Source organism: Chryseobacterium indologenes (assembly GCF_018362995.1).
Lineage (GTDB): Bacteria > Bacteroidota > Bacteroidia > Flavobacteriales > Weeksellaceae > Chryseobacterium > Chryseobacterium indologenes_G.
This window is the reverse complement of record NZ_CP074372.1, coordinates 1,265,200-1,282,111: the sequence shown is the minus strand read 5'-3', so window position 1 is coordinate 1,282,111 and position 16,912 is coordinate 1,265,200. Positions and strand designations below refer to the sequence as shown.

Genomic DNA, 16,912 nt, shown 5'->3' with positions numbered 1-16,912 from the left:
CTGTGCTATATTAAGTTGATAAATTCAATTCCTCCCAGTTGATCTTTTTTCTAAAATATCCGGTACAATTGTTTCTGATTTTGGATGCTCCAGAATAATATTTTCTTTAAAAACCCATTTTGATCCAGGCCTATTCGAATGAGTTGAATTTACAAACTGATAATAAGCCTGGCTTTGACATTTTCCGGGATTGATGTTCTCTAAATTACATTTTCCGATGGAATCTTCTGGCAGACTGTATATTATGAATTTAATAACATTTTGAATCTCAGGCTTCATGATTTATGAACTGAGCTTATTGCTTTTGGGAGGGAGAATATTCAGCATATCTGCGTGAATCATTTCTGCTGCAGAGTCCAGTCTCTCCTGTACCACGGAGGCGTCACCGGATTTGTAAACAATCCCGACATGATAATCTATCGGAAGAAACTTTACAACTTCTTCACATTCAAAACTGCTGTAATCAGGTTCTTTATCTTTAATCAGCGCTACAATCAGCCCTGAGTAATATCCTGTGGGTGGTGAAACACTGTAATCACTGCCTCTCAGGAGAGCATCTTCAATTTTAGCCCATTCTCTCCAGATATTGATACCGCTTGAAGCTTCTACCAGATCCGGGATATGAGCACCGCCAACCCTTGATGAGGTTTCAAGGAAATACCATTTGCCATCTTCTTTTCCACGGATAAATTCTGTATGGGTAGCCCCATTGATCAATCCGAAATTGGAAAGTACTTTGGCATTAATTTCCTCAAGTGCTTTGAACTCTTCGGAATACCGGCCTAAAGTCTTGGACCGGAATACTCCGCCTTCATGGGAAACCTGCATAGGAGGAGCGAGGTATTTTGAGGCGGAAGTGAATACAATTTTTTTATTAAAAGTAAGGCTGTCCACATGGTAAACGTCTCCGGGTTTAAAGCTTTCCAGTAAAAAAAGATGACGTTCTTCTCCCAGTGTTTCTAATGCCTCATAAAGCTGTTCTTTGGAGGTTATTTTCTTGATTCCTGATGCTGAAGCTTCAGAGCGGGGTTTCAATACCCATGGTGCAGGAACGCGGTCTGTAAACTCGTTGACTTCATTATCATTGAATACAGCTGTAAATTCAGGAACGCTGATCTCTGAATCTTTTGCTTTCTGCCGCATAGCCAGTTTATCCCTGAAATATCGGTGGGTGGTCTGTCCCATTCCCGGAATACGGAATGTCTCCCTGATTAATGCTGCTTTTTCTACATCATAATCATCCAATGCCACTACAGCATCTACTTTTCTGGTTTTCATCAGGTGGGAAAATCCCTGGATCAGATGCTCCAGATTCCATACGGACGGCTTGAGTTCCGGCATGTAAAATACCTCATCAATTGCATGCCAGGGCCAGTTTTTTTCTTTAAGGTTTTCAGAGGTTACTAAGATGATTTTATTGCCGAGATTCTTCATTTCGTCCATAAAATCGTAGCCTTTATAATAGCACGAAATACATACAATAGTTTTCTTCTCCATATAATGTTTTTTAAGATTTAGTGAATTTTCAAAAATAAAAGCATTTATTTGTTGTTTTATCAATATCATAAAATGTAATATCGTGCGGTTTTGAAAATCCACTAATCAATTATACAGAGTTTTTTTGTAAAAAACTAATTTTTAATGATAATTTTCAATTAAATTCACGAGGAGTTGAACCCCAAATCCTGTTGCTGCTTTCTCCTTGGCATATCCTACGTTTCCAAATGCTACTCCGGCAATATCCAAATGAGCCCAACTAGGATGATTTTCAGTGAATTGCTCTAAAAATTTTGCGGCAATAATGCAGTCTCCTACAGGCTTCAGAGAGATGTTTTTCATATCGGCTACATCAGACTGAATATCGTCTTTCCAGACATCCCATAAAGGAAGATTCCACACTCTCTGATTGGTTTGATCTCCTGTTTTGATCAGGCTGTTTTTCAATTCTTCATTATTGGAAAACATCGCAGCACAGGTGTCACCAAACATTCTTACAGAACTCCCTGTGAGAGTAGCCAGATCAATCAGAAAATCTGTTTTGTAGTTTTTAGAAAGATAAGATAATCCGTCTGCAAGGATCAAACGGCCTTCGGCATCGGTATCAAGTACTTCAATGGTTTTTCCGTTGTATGCTGTGATCACATCACTTGGAAGCAGGGCTTTTTCAGAAACAGCATTGTCTGTGATAGGAAGAACAGCAATAATGTTCACAGGAAGATGCATTTCTGCAGCATAAATTAACGTTCCCAAAACAGCTGTAGCACCGCCCATATCAGATTTCATATAATGAAGATTGGCAGAGCTTTTTATGGATATTCCTCCGGTATCAAACAATACACATTTTCCAACCAGTCCGAAAGTTTTGGCATTTTTAACCGTAGTTTTATATTCTAAAATAGTGAATGCTGCATCGTAAGCACTTCCCTGATTGACTGAAAGATAAGCACCCAATCCAAGCTCTTCACATTTTTTCCTGTTGAAAACCGTGTATTTTAATTCATATTTTTTGGCCAGATTTTTAAGATATGCACTTAAGATATCCGGTTTTTTAAGATTGGCCGGTTTGTTGAGCCAGTCCTGGCAGGCAGTTTGTCCGTTTACCAATGCTTCCGCTTTCTGGCTGATATGATCTAGTTTTTTCTGACTTAAATTCTCAAAATGTAATTCAAATTTTACATTCCAGAAAGCATGTTTTTTCTCAAAAGGGTAGTTGTAAGTCCCAATCAATAATCCTTTTGTAAATTCTTCAAATTGTTTTTCATTCATAAAATCTGCCAGAGCAAGCGTAGGCACTGCCTGCAGTTTTTCTTTCTGTGTCTGTGAGAATTTGACTGCCACCTGCTGGATTTCAAAATTTTGTAATGTGGATTTTCCTAATCCAATGAAATAGGTAACTCCTTCTTCATGAGCATTGATGAAAACTTCATATTTCTTTCCCGTAAAAAAAGTTGAAATATTTTTGTTGAAATTTTTACTGGATTTTGTCCATTCTTCCTCTGTAAACAGGTGGAAGACTTGGGTGTAATTTTTGTTTTTTTTATTGATTAGTTTCATAAATAGATGTTATATTGTCTAAATTCATTCTACCGCTACCTTCATTTGTTCCTGATTGCCTGAATTTTCTGCAACGGTTTATAGATTTAGTTTTTAATGCTTTGTTGTTGTGGTTTTACTTCTACAGGATTTTCTGTGTTGTCATAGAACAGCCATTCAATAGCCCTTGGAAACTCCTGTGACCAGTAAAATTCATTATGAGTGCCTTCGGGATTGATATTGGTCTTAAACTCAAAATCAAACAGCTTTTTTTCTTCCCATCTCTTCAGATATTCTTCAAAAATATGAATTCTTTTAACCATTTTAGACCCTTCCTGACCGCCTCCATAAAGATAAATTTTTGTTTTAAAAGGAACCCGGAAATTCATCATTGGAAAGTTATTATTAGGCTCAACCCAAAGAGAAGGAGAGAATATCAATAATTTAGAATAGACCTCAGGATAAAGAAATCCACTGTAAATGCTGATGAGTGCCCCTAATGAACTGCCCCCGATTCCGGTATTGTCACGGTCTTTTTTTGTTCTGTAATTTTCATCTACAAAAGGCTTTAAAGTATCTGCAATAAAACGGATATATTTTTTCCCCTCAGAACCGTTGGCGACATGATCATTATCGAAAATATATTCTTTAATCCTTTCCTCGCTTCCATGTTCTATGGCAATAATGATAAGGTCACCACGCCCATATTCTGCTAGGATAGAGAGTTTCTTGTCAATTTCCCAGTTTCCGAAGCCGCTACCTTCATTGAAGAGGTTCTGAGCGTCCTGAAGGTATAAAACAGGATATCGCTTATCCGTTGTATGATAATCGTAGGGAAGCAGTGCCCAGACTTTACGGTGGCGGTCAAGCTGCGGGATATAAAAATTTTCGGAAATCACTTCAGCAATGGGATAATATTCTTCCTTGAACGGACCCCAGTTTAATCTCCATTTTTCAATAGTATCGGAAGTTTTGCCAATGGATTTTTTTACTTTTCGGTTGGGCGTGATATTTCCATATTGGTCCAGCTCCACATTTTCCCAGCCTCCTTTTGTGAATTTGTAGTCAATTTCTTCTGGAAGAGTCTGATCATCAATTTCTATAAAATAGTGGGAAGGATCAGTTTGTTTAAGCTGAAAATTGTAATCTTTGGGATTCCAGCCGTTAAAATTTCCGGTGATAAATACCGGTCTGTCATCTTTTTCTTCAGTATAAAGTTCAAACCTCATCGTGTGTGTTTAATAAATATTAATGTTAAATGTATAAAAAAAGATTGTTTTGAAATCATAAAAATTTGAGTTAAAAAATGATATATTTGATAGATAGACGAAAACCGAAATGAAGTTGACAATTATTTGATGAATAATTCATCGCTATTGTCAGTATTTTTCGTAGTTTCAAAGAAAATATAAATACAAACCGGTCTTGATGAATTCTGTTAAAACCTATACGCTTTTCACCGATCATGATGTGTACCTTTTTAAAGAAGGTAGACATTATAAGCTGTATGGTAAATTTGGAGCACATTCTGCAGAAAAAGAGGGTGTAAAGGGAGTGTACTTTTCAGTATGGGCGCCGAATGCAAAGAAAGTTTCCGTTATCGGAAATTTTAATAACTGGAATCATAAAGATCATATTCTGTTTCCGAGATGGGATGGGTCTGGAATTTGGGAAGGATTTATTGATGGCTTAACCTGGGGAACATTATACAAATATGCTATTGAAACCCAGGGTGGTGAAATTCTGGAAAAAAGTGATCCATATGCATTGAGCTGGGAACAAAATATTCAGGCTGCTTCTCTGGTTTCTACTACATGGTATGAATGGAATGATCAGGAATGGATGGATAAGCGCTGGGAAAAAAACAGACTGGAAGCTCCTATATCCGTATATGAACTGCATCTGGGTTCGTGGGTAAGAGACGGGGATTATCCTGACCGCTTTCTGAATTACCGGGATATTGCCAAAAAGCTTGTGCCTTATATCAGGGAAATGGGTTTTACTCACGTAGAATTCATGCCTGTGATGGAGTATCCGTATGATCCAAGCTGGGGATATCAGATTACCGGTTTTTATGCGGCGACTTCACGCTTCGGTTCACCACAGGATCTGATGTTTCTTATTGATGAACTTCATCAAAATAATATAGGCGTTATCCTGGATTGGGTTCCTTCTCATTTTCCGGGAGATGCTAATGGTCTTCACCGTTTCGACGGGTCATATCTTTATGAACATGAAGATCCGAGAAAAGGTTTTCATCCCGATTGGAAGTCCCATATTTTCAATTACGGAAGAAACGAAGTGAAATCTTTTCTGATCTCCAATGCCATGTTCTGGCTGGACCGCTACCATGCTGACGGATTGCGTGTAGATGCTGTAACTTCAATGCTTCATCTTGATTATTCAAGAAATGAGGGTGAATGGGAACCTAATATCTATGGAACCAATGTGAATCTGGAAGCTAAAACTTTTCTGCAGGAGTTCAATACAGCTGTATACAAGGAATTCGGGAATAATATTATGACCATTGCGGAAGAAAGCTCAGATTTCCCCATGCTTACAAAACCTGTTCATGACGGAGGTGTTGGCTTTGGAATGAAATGGATGATGGGCTGGATGCATGATACGTTAGATTATTTCAAAGAAGATTTTGCTAATCGGAAGTTCCATCACCATAAACTGACATTTGCTTCGATGTACATGTACAATGAAAATTATATGATGCCTTTGTCCCACGATGAAGTGGTACACGGAAAAGCAAGTCTCATCTATAAAATGAAAGGGGATGAATGGCAGAAGTTTGCAAACCTCCGGACCTTATATGTATACATGTATACTCATCCGGGAGCCAAACTGCTTTTTATGGGGGATGAATTCGGGCAGACCAGCGAATGGAACTTTACCAGAAGTCTCGACTGGCATTTGCTGAAATATCCTGTTCATAAAGGAATGCAGGAAATCGTTAAAGAACTGAATCACCTGTACGCCTCAGACTCCGCTTTTTATGAAAATCAGTTTGATAAACACGGTTTTGAATGGGTAGAAGCAGATGATTTGGAAAACTCAGTATATGTATACCTTAGAAAAGGAAAGAAAAAAGATGATGTTGCTATGGTAGCCTTAAATCTTGCTCCAAAAGTACTGGATTATAAAATCGGGATTCCGGCAGGAACTCATTGGGAAGTCGTTTTAAATTCCGATGATGAAAAATACAGCGGAAGCGGAGTAGAACCCGAAATACTGGAAGAGAAAAATGAAGAATGGCGGGGATATCCGAAATCAATGACTGTAAAATTACCACCATTGGCCGGAATTATTTTAAGACAGAAGAAAGATAAAAAGTATAAATTACACAGAATTAAACACAAGAGATAAAGAATGGTTATTTATCATTTAAGTACAGAATGTTATCCTGTAGCAAAAGTAGGTGGTCTTGCGGATGTAGTAGGAGCGCTGCCAAAATATCAGAATAAAATAAAAGGAATAGATGCCAAAGTAGTAATGCCATGGTATAACAAACCTTTTATATATGATCATGAATTTGAACTGGTTTTTGATGGGTTTATTCATCAGGGAACCAATATGCTGCAGGTTCAGGTATTGAAAGAAAAGACAAACGCATTGGGATTTGAGCTGTACATGGTGAGAATTCCCGGATTATTAGACAGAGACAATCCGTATGGTTATCAGGATGAAAGTTTCCAGTTTATGGCCTTCCAGCATGGGTTGTTACACTGGCTGTGTGCTATGGAAATCCGTCCTGATGTTTTACACTGTCATGATTATCACACCGGATTGGTCCCTTTTATGGTAGAACACTGCCTGGAATTTCAATTCTTAAAAGGAGTAAAAACAATAGGAACCATCCACAACGGAGAATATCAGGGAATGATGGGCTGGGGAATGGCACATTATATGCCGTCTTTTGATTCTTATAAATGGGGATTGATGGATTGGAACGGATTCATAAACCCTCTGGCCAGTATGATTAAATGTGCCGATGCCTTTACCACTGTTTCCGAAGGGTATCTGGAAGAACTTTTTATAAGCTTCCGCGGATTGGAAAGCCTTGTTCGTCAGGAATTCGGAAAGGCATACGGAATTATCAATGGTATTGATACTGAAGTCTGGAACCCGGAAACCGACCCGATGCTGGACTTTAATTTTAACATTAAAAACGCAGTTGCCCAGAAGAAGAAAAATAAAGAACAACTCTGCAAAGAATATGGATTGAAACCTGAACTTCCTTTATTTGCTTTTATTGGAAGATTTGCCACGGAAAAAGGAGCTGATCTTTTGCCGGATGTAGTATGGAAAAGTATTAAACAAAGTTACGGAGCTTTAAATATTATGATTCTCGGTTCCGGAAATACCTATATTGAGAATAAGCTGAAGGAATACGATTATACCTATACCAATTTTGCGTTGGATCTTGGTTATAAAGAACATCTTTCCCATAAGATCTACGCATCCGCAGATTTCCTTCTGATGCCTTCAAGAGTAGAGCCCTGCGGTTTGAATCAAATGTATTCCATGAGATATGGCACGGTCCCTGTAGTAAGATATACGGGAGGGCTAAGAGATACTGTAGAAGATATCTCAACCGGAGGTGCTGGACTGAACTTTACTTATCCGGGCGTAGATGATATTGTACATGCTATGAACAGGGCGCTGGGCATTTATAACCAGAAAGGGGTGATGGAAGATCTTATTCATGCCAACATGAATTTTGATTTTGCATGGGAGAAATCTGCAGAAAAATACATAGCTTTATATAATAGCTGATATGAGAAAAACAAAGAGTGCTTTAAAGTAGCAGTAAACACTAAGAACAGAACAGTAAACTTAATAAAATAAAACGCAAGATATTTATGAATCGAAATGTAATCTCTATTGTTTTAGGAGGAGGCAGAGGAACAAGATTATTCCCGTTAACGTATTCCAGATCAAAACCAGCTGTTCCGATTGCAGGAAAATACAGGTTGGTAGATATTCCTATTTCAAACTGCCTGAATTCAGGATTAAATAAGATTCTGGTTTTAACGCAGTTTAATTCCGCTTCCCTCAATTCACATATTAAAAACTCTTATCACTTTGATATTTTCAGCAAAGGCTTTGTTGATATTCTGGCAGCTGAACAGAATGTAGAAAATGAAAGCTGGTATCAGGGAACAGCAGATGCTGTACGACAGTCGATGAAACACCTTGAAAAGTATGATTATGACTATATCCTTATTCTTTCAGGAGATCAGCTGTATCAGATGGATTTCAGAGAAATGCTGGATTTTCACATTGAAAACGGAGGTGACCTTACCATTGCTACCATTCCGGTCAATGCAAAAGATGCCACCGGTTTTGGAATCTTAAAATCTGACGATGAAGGAAATATTACGTCTTTTTATGAAAAGCCTGATTATGATATGCTGGAAGGTATGAAATCTGAAGTTTCAGCAGAAAACAAGAATACGGGAAAAGAGTTTCTTGCTTCTATGGGAATCTATATCTTCACCAAGACAATCCTTAAAAAGATGTTTGACGAAGGGGCTGGTGATGATTTCGGGAAAGACATCATTCCAAGTTCTATTGGTAAATACAAGACATTAAGCTACCAGTATGAAGGATACTGGACGGATATAGGAACTATAGAATCTTTCTACGAAGCCAATCTTGATCTTTGTCTGGATCTGCCGCAGTTTAACCTTTTCTCTTCTTCGCCCATTTATACAAGAGCTAGGATGCTTCCACCGTCAAAAATCAATGGTTCTTATGTAAGTAAGGCAGTTTTTGGGGACGGATGTATTATTATGGCCGATAAAATTGAAAATTCCGTGATCGGAAACAGAACAAGAATTGATAAAGGAAGCACAATCGTAAATTCCTATGTGATGGGAGCCGATTTTTATCAGAATACCACAGAAATTGTATTGAATGACAGAGCTGGCCGCCCTAATATGGGAATCGGTAAGTACTGTTATATAGAAAAAGCAATCCTGGATAAGAACTGTTACATCGGTGACAATGTTAAAATCATTGGAGGAAAACATATCCCGGATGGCGATTATGGAACCTATTCCGTACAGGATGGTATTGTGGTAGTGAAGAAAGGCGCTGTCATTACTCCGGGAACACATATTGGATAATAGAAAGGAAGCAGGATCCTGGAAGATGGAAGTTATTGAAGTCGTGGAATAACCAGATCTTATAGGATTATTTGGCAAGCAGGAGTGTTTTCAATCAGAAGTCTATATTGCAATATCTGCTGAATAGAAACTTCCAGCTTCCCTCATCCAGCTTCCAGCCATAACCAGGTTAATTATTGTTAAACATACAATCAGAGTGATCAGCATATTGTTCACTCTTTTTATTTGTATTATTTTTGTGCGATGCGTATTTTTAAGATATTAACTTTTATCATTGTTTTGTTGGGGGGAGCTTATGCTGCTTCCATGTACTATTTTGTAGACGAAAGTAAAAACTTTACCATTGAAAAAGAAATTGATTATCCGGTAGATAAGGTTTTTGCCCAGTTTAATAATCTTCAGAATTTTACAAGATGGAATAATTTTTTTACCAGTTCACAATCTATCGATATCGATTATTATACGCCTTACGAAGGACAGGGAAGTGCTATCAGTTATGTGGATCCTAAAAATAATACCGATGGAGAAATGTTCATCCGGTATGAGAACCTTAATAAGACTTTGAAATATCAGCTTTTTGAGGATGAAAATGAAAATCCAACGCTGGTTGATGTTAAATTTAAGCCTGTTTCTGCAGAAAAAACAAAAATCATTTGGTACGTACATACACCTAAACTGTCTGTCTGGAAAAGAGTAGAAAACTTCTGGACTGAAGACCGGTTTGCTGAAAATATCAACAAAAGCATGACGAATCTTAAAAATTCTTTAGGAAATAAAGTCGAAAAAGATAACCAGATGGCAGCCATCAAATACGATAGTCTGATGGTGGAAAATGAAGAAGACAAATTGCTGCTTGGGATCAATGTAAGTACATCAAATAAAAAGGATGCGCTCTATAAAAATATCGTGATGAATTATAACAAAGCTTATAACTTTGTGACGATGGATATGGGAAAAAGAGATGATGAATTCGGATATCCTATCCTGATCACTGATGCGGACAATTATAAGGATAAAGAAGTTTCTTATTTCCTGGGAATTCCGCTTTCTAAGAAAATTGGAGTATCAGACAATAATTTCAATTTTAGATCCGTAAATCCATCTCAAAACTATGTCATTTACTACAAAGGGAACTATGAGGGGCGAATTCGGGCAATTCAGCAGCTGATTCAGAAAGCCAAAAAAGACGAGATGCGCTTCGGAGATATCCGTCAGACCTTTATTGAACGTCCGATGGAAGGACAGGATGTGAACATGAAGCTCTCATTATCAGTGTATAAGTGATTTTTTTTTATTTATTTTTTTCTTAAGTTTTTTTAACGGTTTGAGACTGTTCTAACTCGGTTTTTTTTATTAAATTTGAAGATTAATTCTACAAATAAATTTTAATAAATAGATAAACTGTAATAATGGACAGATTTTCATTCCTAAACGCAGCTCATTCTCAGTTAATTGAGGATTTATACCAACAGTACTTAAAATTCCCAGACTCCCTAGAACCATCATGGAAAGCTTTCTTTCAAGGCTTCGATTTTGCTTTAGAGAACTATGGAGATGACGATAACACCCAGTTTATTCAGGCTCCGGCCAACGCTGCCCCGGCAGTACAACAACAGATTTCTCAGGCAGTATCAAACGGAGAGGTTCCTGAGCATATCAAGAAAGAATTTAAAGTAGTAAACCTTATTGAGGCTTACAGAACAAGAGGGCACCTTTTTACGAAGACTAACCCAGTTAGAGAAAGAAGACATTACACGCCTACTTTAGATATCGAGAACTTTGGTCTTTCTAAAGAAGATTTAAATACAAAATTCAACTGTGCTGTTGAAACAGGAATGAAAGAGCCTGCTACTTTGGCAGACCTTATCAAGCACCTTGAAAACATCTACTGTGATTCTATCGGAGTAGAGTATATGCACATCAACAACGTTGAAGAAAAAGATTTTATTAAAAGATGGCTTCAGGTAAATGAAAACCACCCAAATCTTTCTGCAAACGAAAAAACAGAAATTTTATTAAAATTAAATCAGGCGGTTGCTTTTGAAAACTACCTTCACACAAAATTTGTAGGACAAAAAAGATTCTCATTAGAAGGAGGTGAAACCTTAATCCCGGCTTTAGATCAGTTGATCTCAAGATCTTCTCAGTTAGGAGTAGACGAAGTGGTATTAGGAATGGCTCACAGAGGTAGACTGAATGTACTGACCAATATTTTCGGAAAATCTTACAAGCAGATCTTCTCAGAATTTGAAGGAAAAGAATTTGAGGAAGATGTATTCTCAGGTGATGTTAAATATCACTTAGGATCATCTAAAAAGATCAAAACAGCTTCAGGAGAAGAAGTATGTATCAACCTTACTCCGAACCCGTCTCACCTGGAGACAGTAGCTGCTTTGGTAGAAGGTATCTGCCGTGCAAAAGTAGATGACAAATACAAAGATTATTCTAAAGTATTGCCAATCATCATCCACGGTGATGGTGCTATTGCTGGTCAGGGTATTGCTTACGAAGTGGCTCAGATGATGACTTTGGAAGGATACAGAACAGGAGGTACTGTTCATATCGTTGTAAATAACCAGGTTTCATTTACAACCAACTATATGGATGCAAGATCTTCAACATACTGTACAGACATCGCAAAAGTTACAGAATCTCCTGTAATGCACGTGAATGCTGATGATGCAGAAGCTGTAGTTCACGCTATCCATTTTGCTGCTGATTTCAGAGCGAAATTCGGAAAAGATGTTTATATTGACCTTTTAGGATATAGAAAATACGGGCACAATGAAGGTGATGAACCAAGATTCACTCAGCCTAACTTATATAAAACAATTTCAAAACACCCGAACCCAAGAGAAATTTATAAAGATAAATTACTTAAAGACAGCGTTACTTCCAATGATGTAATTGCTAAAATGGAAACGGAATTCAAAGCTCTTTTAGATAAAGATTTTGATGCTTCAAAAGAAATTGAAAAGAACGTAATGGATCTGTTCATGGCTGAAGACTGGACTAACTACCCAATCGGAAAGAGAGGTGCAGTTCAGTTGCCGGTTGATACAAAATATGATGCAGCAAAGCTAAAAGAATTAGCGCTGAAAATGTCAACACTTCCTGCGGATAAAAAATTCATCAATAAAATTACAAGACTTTTCGAAAACCGTATCAAGGCGATTGAAGGTAATTCATTAGACTGGGCATTAGGAGAGTGGTTAGCTTATGCAACACTACTTGTGGAAGGTCACAACGTAAGAATCTCAGGAGAAGATGTGGAAAGAGGTACATTCTCTCACAGACATGCAGTAGTAAAAACAGAAGATACAGAAGAAGAATATATCCCGTTAAGACACGTATCAGAAAGCAGATTTGATGTATTCAACTCTCACCTTTCAGAATATGGAGTTTTAGGTTTCGATTACGGATATGCAATGGCTTCTCCAAATACATTGACAATCTGGGAAGCTCAGTTCGGAGATTTCGTGAACGGTGCTCAGATCATCGTTGACCAGTATCTTGCAGCAGCAGAAGAAAAATGGAAAATCCAGAACGGATTGGTGATGTTATTACCTCACGGTTCAGAAGGACAGGGAGCAGAGCACTCTTCAGCAAGATTGGAGAGATTCCTTACCCTTTGTGCTAATGAAAACATGGTAGTGGCTAATATTACTTCACCTGCCAACTACTTCCACTTATTGAGAAGACAGCTGAAATGGGGATTCAGAAAACCATTGATCGTAATGAGCCCTAAATCTTTACTGAGACATCCTAAAGTAGTTTCTCCAATTGAAGATTTTGCAAACGGTGTATTCCAGCCTATTTTGGACGATCCAACTGCAGATCCTAAAAAAGTTGAAAAACTAGTTCTTTGTTCAGGTAAACTGTACTTTGAATTATTGGCGAAGAAAGAAGAACTTAACTGTGAAAATATTGCATTGGTAAGATTCGAGCAGTTATATCCGCTTCAGACGGATGGTATTGAAGCGATCTTCAACAAATACGAAAACAAAAAACAATTGGTTTGGGCTCAGGAAGAACCTGAAAACATGGGAGCTTGGTCTTATATCCTGAGAAACTTCAGAGATACAGGAATCCAGGTAGTTGCTCCGGTACCAAGCGGTGCTCCTGCTCCGGGTAGCCACAAAATGTTTGAGAAAAACCAGAATGCAGTGATCAATAGAGTTTTCGACAGAGATGATGCTCCTGCAAAAAGACCAGTTACAGCTTAATTTTAAATAATAATCAATTAAAAAATAAAAAATACTCGATATGTCAGTTTTAGAAATGAAAGTTCCTTCACCGGGCGAATCAATTACAGAAGTTGAAATTGCAACTTGGCTTGTAAAAGATGGTGATTATGTAGAAAAAGATCAACCTATCGCCGAAGTGGATTCAGATAAAGCAACTCTTGAATTGCCGGCAGAACAAAGTGGTATTATCACTTTAAAGGCAGAAGAAGGTGATGTAGTACAGGTAGGTCAGGTAGTTTGTTTAATTGATATGGATGCTAAAAAACCAGAAGGTGCTGCACCTGCTGCTGAAGCTCCAAAACAGGAAGAAGCTCCGAAAGCTGCTGAGCCTGCGAAACAAGAAGCTCCAAAACCTGCTGCTCCGGTAGCTGCTCCACAAACTTATGCAACAGGAGCTCCATCTCCGGCTGCTAAGAAAATCCTTGACGAAAAAGGAATGGATGCTGCTCAGGTTTCAGGAACAGGAAGAGACGGAAGAATTACTAAGACTGATGCTGAATTGGCGGCTGTTCCTGCATTGGGAGGAAGCCCTCTTACTGCAACAGGGGCTAGAACAACAACAACAACTAAACTTTCAGTTCTAAGAAGAAAAATCGCTCAGAGATTAGTTTCTGTGAAGAATGAAACAGCTATGTTAACGACTTTTAATGAAGTTGACATGTCTGAAATCTTCAGATTAAGAAAGCAATATAAAGAAGAATTTGCTCAAAAACACGGAGTTGGACTTGGTTTCATGTCTTTCTTCACAAAAGCAGTTACGAGAGCATTACAAATGTACCCGGATGTTAATGCATCTATTGACGGAGACTTCAAAGTAAACTACGATTTCTGCGATATTTCAATTGCAGTTTCAGGTCCTAAAGGATTAATGGTTCCTGTATTGAGAAATGCAGAAAACATGACTTTCAGTACTGTTGAAGCAAACATTAAAGATCTTGCAATCAAAGTAAGAGACGGTAAAATTACTGTTGATGAAATGACTGGTGGTACTTTCACGATTACAAACGGTGGTACTTTCGGATCTATGATGTCTACACCAATCATCAACCCTCCACAATCTGCAATCTTAGGAATGCACAACATTATCCAGAGACCGGTTGCTGTTGACGGACAGGTAGTAATCAGACCAATGATGTACGTTGCAATGTCTTATGACCACAGAATTATCGACGGAAAAGAGTCTGTAGGATTCCTTGTAGCGGTAAAAGAAGGTATCGACAATCCTGTTGAAATACTAATGGGAGGTGACGAAAGAAAAGGCCTTGGATTATAGTTTTAATGAAATTATAATATAAATATACAATCTCGCCTTAAAAAGGCGAGATTTTTGTATTTATTAAGAAAATGCTACAATGATGTTTTCAAAAATGACTTCCAATATCAAAGTTTCAGTAATACCTGAATATGATAGTAAGAACAGTTATCCATCCGAAAACCGTTACGTTTTTAAATACAATATCACGATAGAAAATGACGGAAGCTTTCCTATCAAAGTATTGAAAAGAAAATGGTTGATCTTTGATGTCGGATTTGGATACACAGAGATTATAGGAGATGGCGTAATCGGCCTGACTCCTGAAATAGGAACAAGTGAAAATTTCGCTTATTTTTCCAATGTAATGCTTCGTTCTGGCGTAGGTAATATGAGTGGAAAATATCTGGTGAAAAACATGGAAACACAGGAGACTTTCGAAATTGATATTCCGAAATTCAATCTGTTATCAGAAGTGTTGAGTAATTAAAACTTTTTTGTACCCTAAAAGTACAATAGTAATGATTAATAGACTGCAGAATAAGAACCCGGGTTCAATACTCTGTTCTATTAAAGCTTTTTGATTTTCGCTTTCAAATATTCATTTACTTCATCATTACTGGTGAGGAAGAGTTTCTCAAAAGCCAATAGAGAGATCTTTGCACATACTTCAGCATCTGCCCCTGCTCTGTGGTGGGTGAAATCAATTTTATGATATTCCGCCAATGGTTTCAAACCATACTTTGGAAGGTAGTTCCATGACTTCTTTGCAAGCTGTATGCTGCACAGATAGTTGAGCTGGGGAGTAAACATTCCGTAATGCTGCAGACAACCTCTCAAAACAGAAGCGTCAAATCCTGCATTATGAGCAATCATTAGGCTTCCGTACATCATATCCTGAGCTTCATACCATATCTCATCAAAAGTAGGTGCATCCTTCACATCTTCCGGTTGAATCCCATGTACCGCAATATTGAATTTATTGAAATAAGGAAAACTTGGAGGTTTGATCAGCCAGGTCTTTGTTTCAACAATTTTAGAGTCCTGTACCACACATATTCCCATTTCACAAGCTGAACTTTTCTCGTGAGTGGCTGTTTCAAAATCTATTGCGCAGAAATCCATTGTTTTGTAATTAAATTAATTGCTGATTCTCTAGTTTCCAGGTTTTTAGTTTAATGTTTTAGGTTTAAAGTTTTAGGCTTATCTAAGAAAAATTGGTTTTCCCTAATCCCTGCAGCCTATAATCTGCCACCTGCTACCTGCCTCCCAAAAAATGTCTGAAAATCAACCATTTTGATTGGTAGAACTCTTTCTTTTGATTTTTCTTACGAAGTTTCCATGTTCCCGGAAGCTGTCCATAGAAACCAAAATGAGCTCTTACAACAGCCCAAAGGTGCGGAAAGCCATGCTTTAATCCGAAATAGATTCCGGCAACACTATCCAGACATAATCTGAAAAATATCAGCCAGATCAATTGAGGAAAGGGAAGATTCTTAAGCATCATAGAAAGGTTATTCCTGATGTTTAAAAAAGTTTTTTGTGCACTTTGTTTGTTAAGTGTCCCGCCACCTACATGATAGACACTGGCTTTTCCGGTATAATAAATCTTTTTCCCGGAATTAATGAGTCTCCAGCAAAGGTCGATTTCTTCCTGATGCGCAAAAAATCTTGCATCAAAACCATTCTGATCCCAGAAGTCTTTTGAACGGATGAAAAAACAGCACCCTGATGCCCAGAAAATTTCTGTTTCATCATTATACTGGCCTTTATCTTCTTCCAGATCATCAAAAACCCTTCCTCTGCAATAAGGATATCCAAGATTGTCTATCAATCCGCCGGCAGCTCCCGCAAATTCGAAATAGTTTCTATGATGGTAAGATAAGATTTTAGGTTGTACAGCTGAAATGGAAGGATTTTTTTCCAATATTTCCAAAGCAGGTTCTATCCAGTTTTCGGTAACTTCTACATCAGAATTGAGAAGGCAGTAATATTCATTCGGGATAGCTTTCAATCCTTCATTATAACCACCTGCAAATCCATAGTTTTTATTGTTCTTAATAACTTTTACTGTAGGAAAATTCTTTTGCAGAAATTCAATAGAATCATCCGTAGAAAGATTGTCAATAACAAAAATATCTGCATTCTGAGAAAATTGAACCACACCCGGAAGAAATTTTTCAAGCCAATTTTTCCCGTTCCAGTTTAAGATGGCAACTGCCAGTTTTTTCTGCATGTCA

13 protein-coding genes are annotated in these 16,912 nt (G+C 37.7%); 7 read left to right on the top strand and 6 right to left on the bottom strand.

The window, feature by feature from the left end:
* Positions 1-24: 24 nt before the first annotated feature.
* The 4 genes from DYR29_RS05780 to DYR29_RS05765 all read right to left on the bottom strand — a co-directional run bounded on the left by DYR29_RS05780 (position 25) and on the right by DYR29_RS05765 (position 4,262).
* Positions 25-279, bottom strand: coding sequence for a hypothetical protein (locus tag DYR29_RS05780; protein WP_213279677.1), 255 nt, complete (start codon positions 277-279; stop codon positions 25-27).
* Between the two features lie 3 nt (positions 280-282).
* Entirely contained in the window at positions 283-1,497 is a 1,215-nt protein-coding gene (locus DYR29_RS05775; RefSeq protein WP_213279676.1) for an ATP-grasp domain-containing protein, read from the bottom strand.
* A gap of 141 nt (positions 1,498-1,638) precedes the next feature.
* Entirely contained in the window at positions 1,639-3,054 is a 1,416-nt protein-coding gene (locus DYR29_RS05770; RefSeq protein WP_213279675.1) for a leucyl aminopeptidase family protein, read from the bottom strand.
* 86 nt (positions 3,055-3,140) lie between these two features.
* Positions 3,141-4,262, bottom strand: coding sequence for an alpha/beta hydrolase (locus DYR29_RS05765; RefSeq protein ID WP_213279674.1), 1,122 nt, complete (start codon positions 4,260-4,262; stop codon positions 3,141-3,143).
* A 199-nt stretch (positions 4,263-4,461) separates the two neighbouring features.
* On the opposite strand from DYR29_RS05765, the gene glgB reads away from it, so the two are divergent.
* The 7 genes from glgB (at position 4,462) to apaG (ending at position 15,162) form a co-directional block, all read left to right on the top strand.
* Positions 4,462-6,408 (top strand): 1,4-alpha-glucan branching protein GlgB, encoded by a 1,947-nt coding sequence (gene glgB, locus DYR29_RS05760; protein WP_213279673.1) that lies wholly within the window; start codon positions 4,462-4,464, stop codon positions 6,406-6,408.
* A 3-nt stretch (positions 6,409-6,411) separates the two neighbouring features.
* Positions 6,412-7,818, top strand: a complete 1,407-nt coding sequence (locus DYR29_RS05755; protein ID WP_213279672.1) for a glycogen synthase — start codon at positions 6,412-6,414, stop codon at positions 7,816-7,818.
* Between the two features lie 86 nt (positions 7,819-7,904).
* A complete protein-coding gene (locus DYR29_RS05750) occupies positions 7,905-9,173 on the top strand; it encodes a glucose-1-phosphate adenylyltransferase (protein WP_047425348.1) in 1,269 nt (422 codons plus the stop codon).
* 243 nt (positions 9,174-9,416) lie between these two features.
* Positions 9,417-10,457, top strand: a complete 1,041-nt coding sequence (locus DYR29_RS05745) for an SRPBCC domain-containing protein (protein WP_213279671.1) — start codon at positions 9,417-9,419, stop codon at positions 10,455-10,457.
* Positions 10,458-10,582: 125 nt separating this feature from the next.
* Positions 10,583-13,399 carry a 2-oxoglutarate dehydrogenase E1 component gene (locus DYR29_RS05740; protein ID WP_213279670.1) on the top strand — a complete coding sequence of 939 codons (2,817 nt, stop codon included), beginning with the start codon at positions 10,583-10,585 and terminating at the stop codon, positions 13,397-13,399.
* Between the two features lie 40 nt (positions 13,400-13,439).
* Positions 13,440-14,693 carry a 2-oxoglutarate dehydrogenase complex dihydrolipoyllysine-residue succinyltransferase gene (gene odhB / locus DYR29_RS05735; RefSeq protein ID WP_213279669.1) on the top strand — a complete coding sequence of 418 codons (1,254 nt, stop codon included), beginning with the start codon at positions 13,440-13,442 and terminating at the stop codon, positions 14,691-14,693.
* A gap of 79 nt (positions 14,694-14,772) precedes the next feature.
* Positions 14,773-15,162 carry a Co2+/Mg2+ efflux protein ApaG gene (apaG, locus tag DYR29_RS05730; protein ID WP_002979078.1) on the top strand — a complete coding sequence of 130 codons (390 nt, stop codon included), beginning with the start codon at positions 14,773-14,775 and terminating at the stop codon, positions 15,160-15,162.
* An 80-nt stretch (positions 15,163-15,242) separates the two neighbouring features.
* Here the strand turns inward: apaG and DYR29_RS05725 are convergent, their stop codons facing one another.
* Together DYR29_RS05725 and DYR29_RS05720 are read right to left on the bottom strand one after the other, a co-directional pair.
* Entirely contained in the window at positions 15,243-15,797 is a 555-nt protein-coding gene (locus DYR29_RS05725; RefSeq protein WP_142718024.1) for a 3'-5' exonuclease, read from the bottom strand.
* Between the two features lie 133 nt (positions 15,798-15,930).
* Entirely contained in the window at positions 15,931-16,908 is a 978-nt protein-coding gene (locus DYR29_RS05720) for a glycosyltransferase family 2 protein (protein ID WP_213279668.1), read from the bottom strand.
* Between the last annotated feature and the right edge of the window lie 4 nt (positions 16,909-16,912).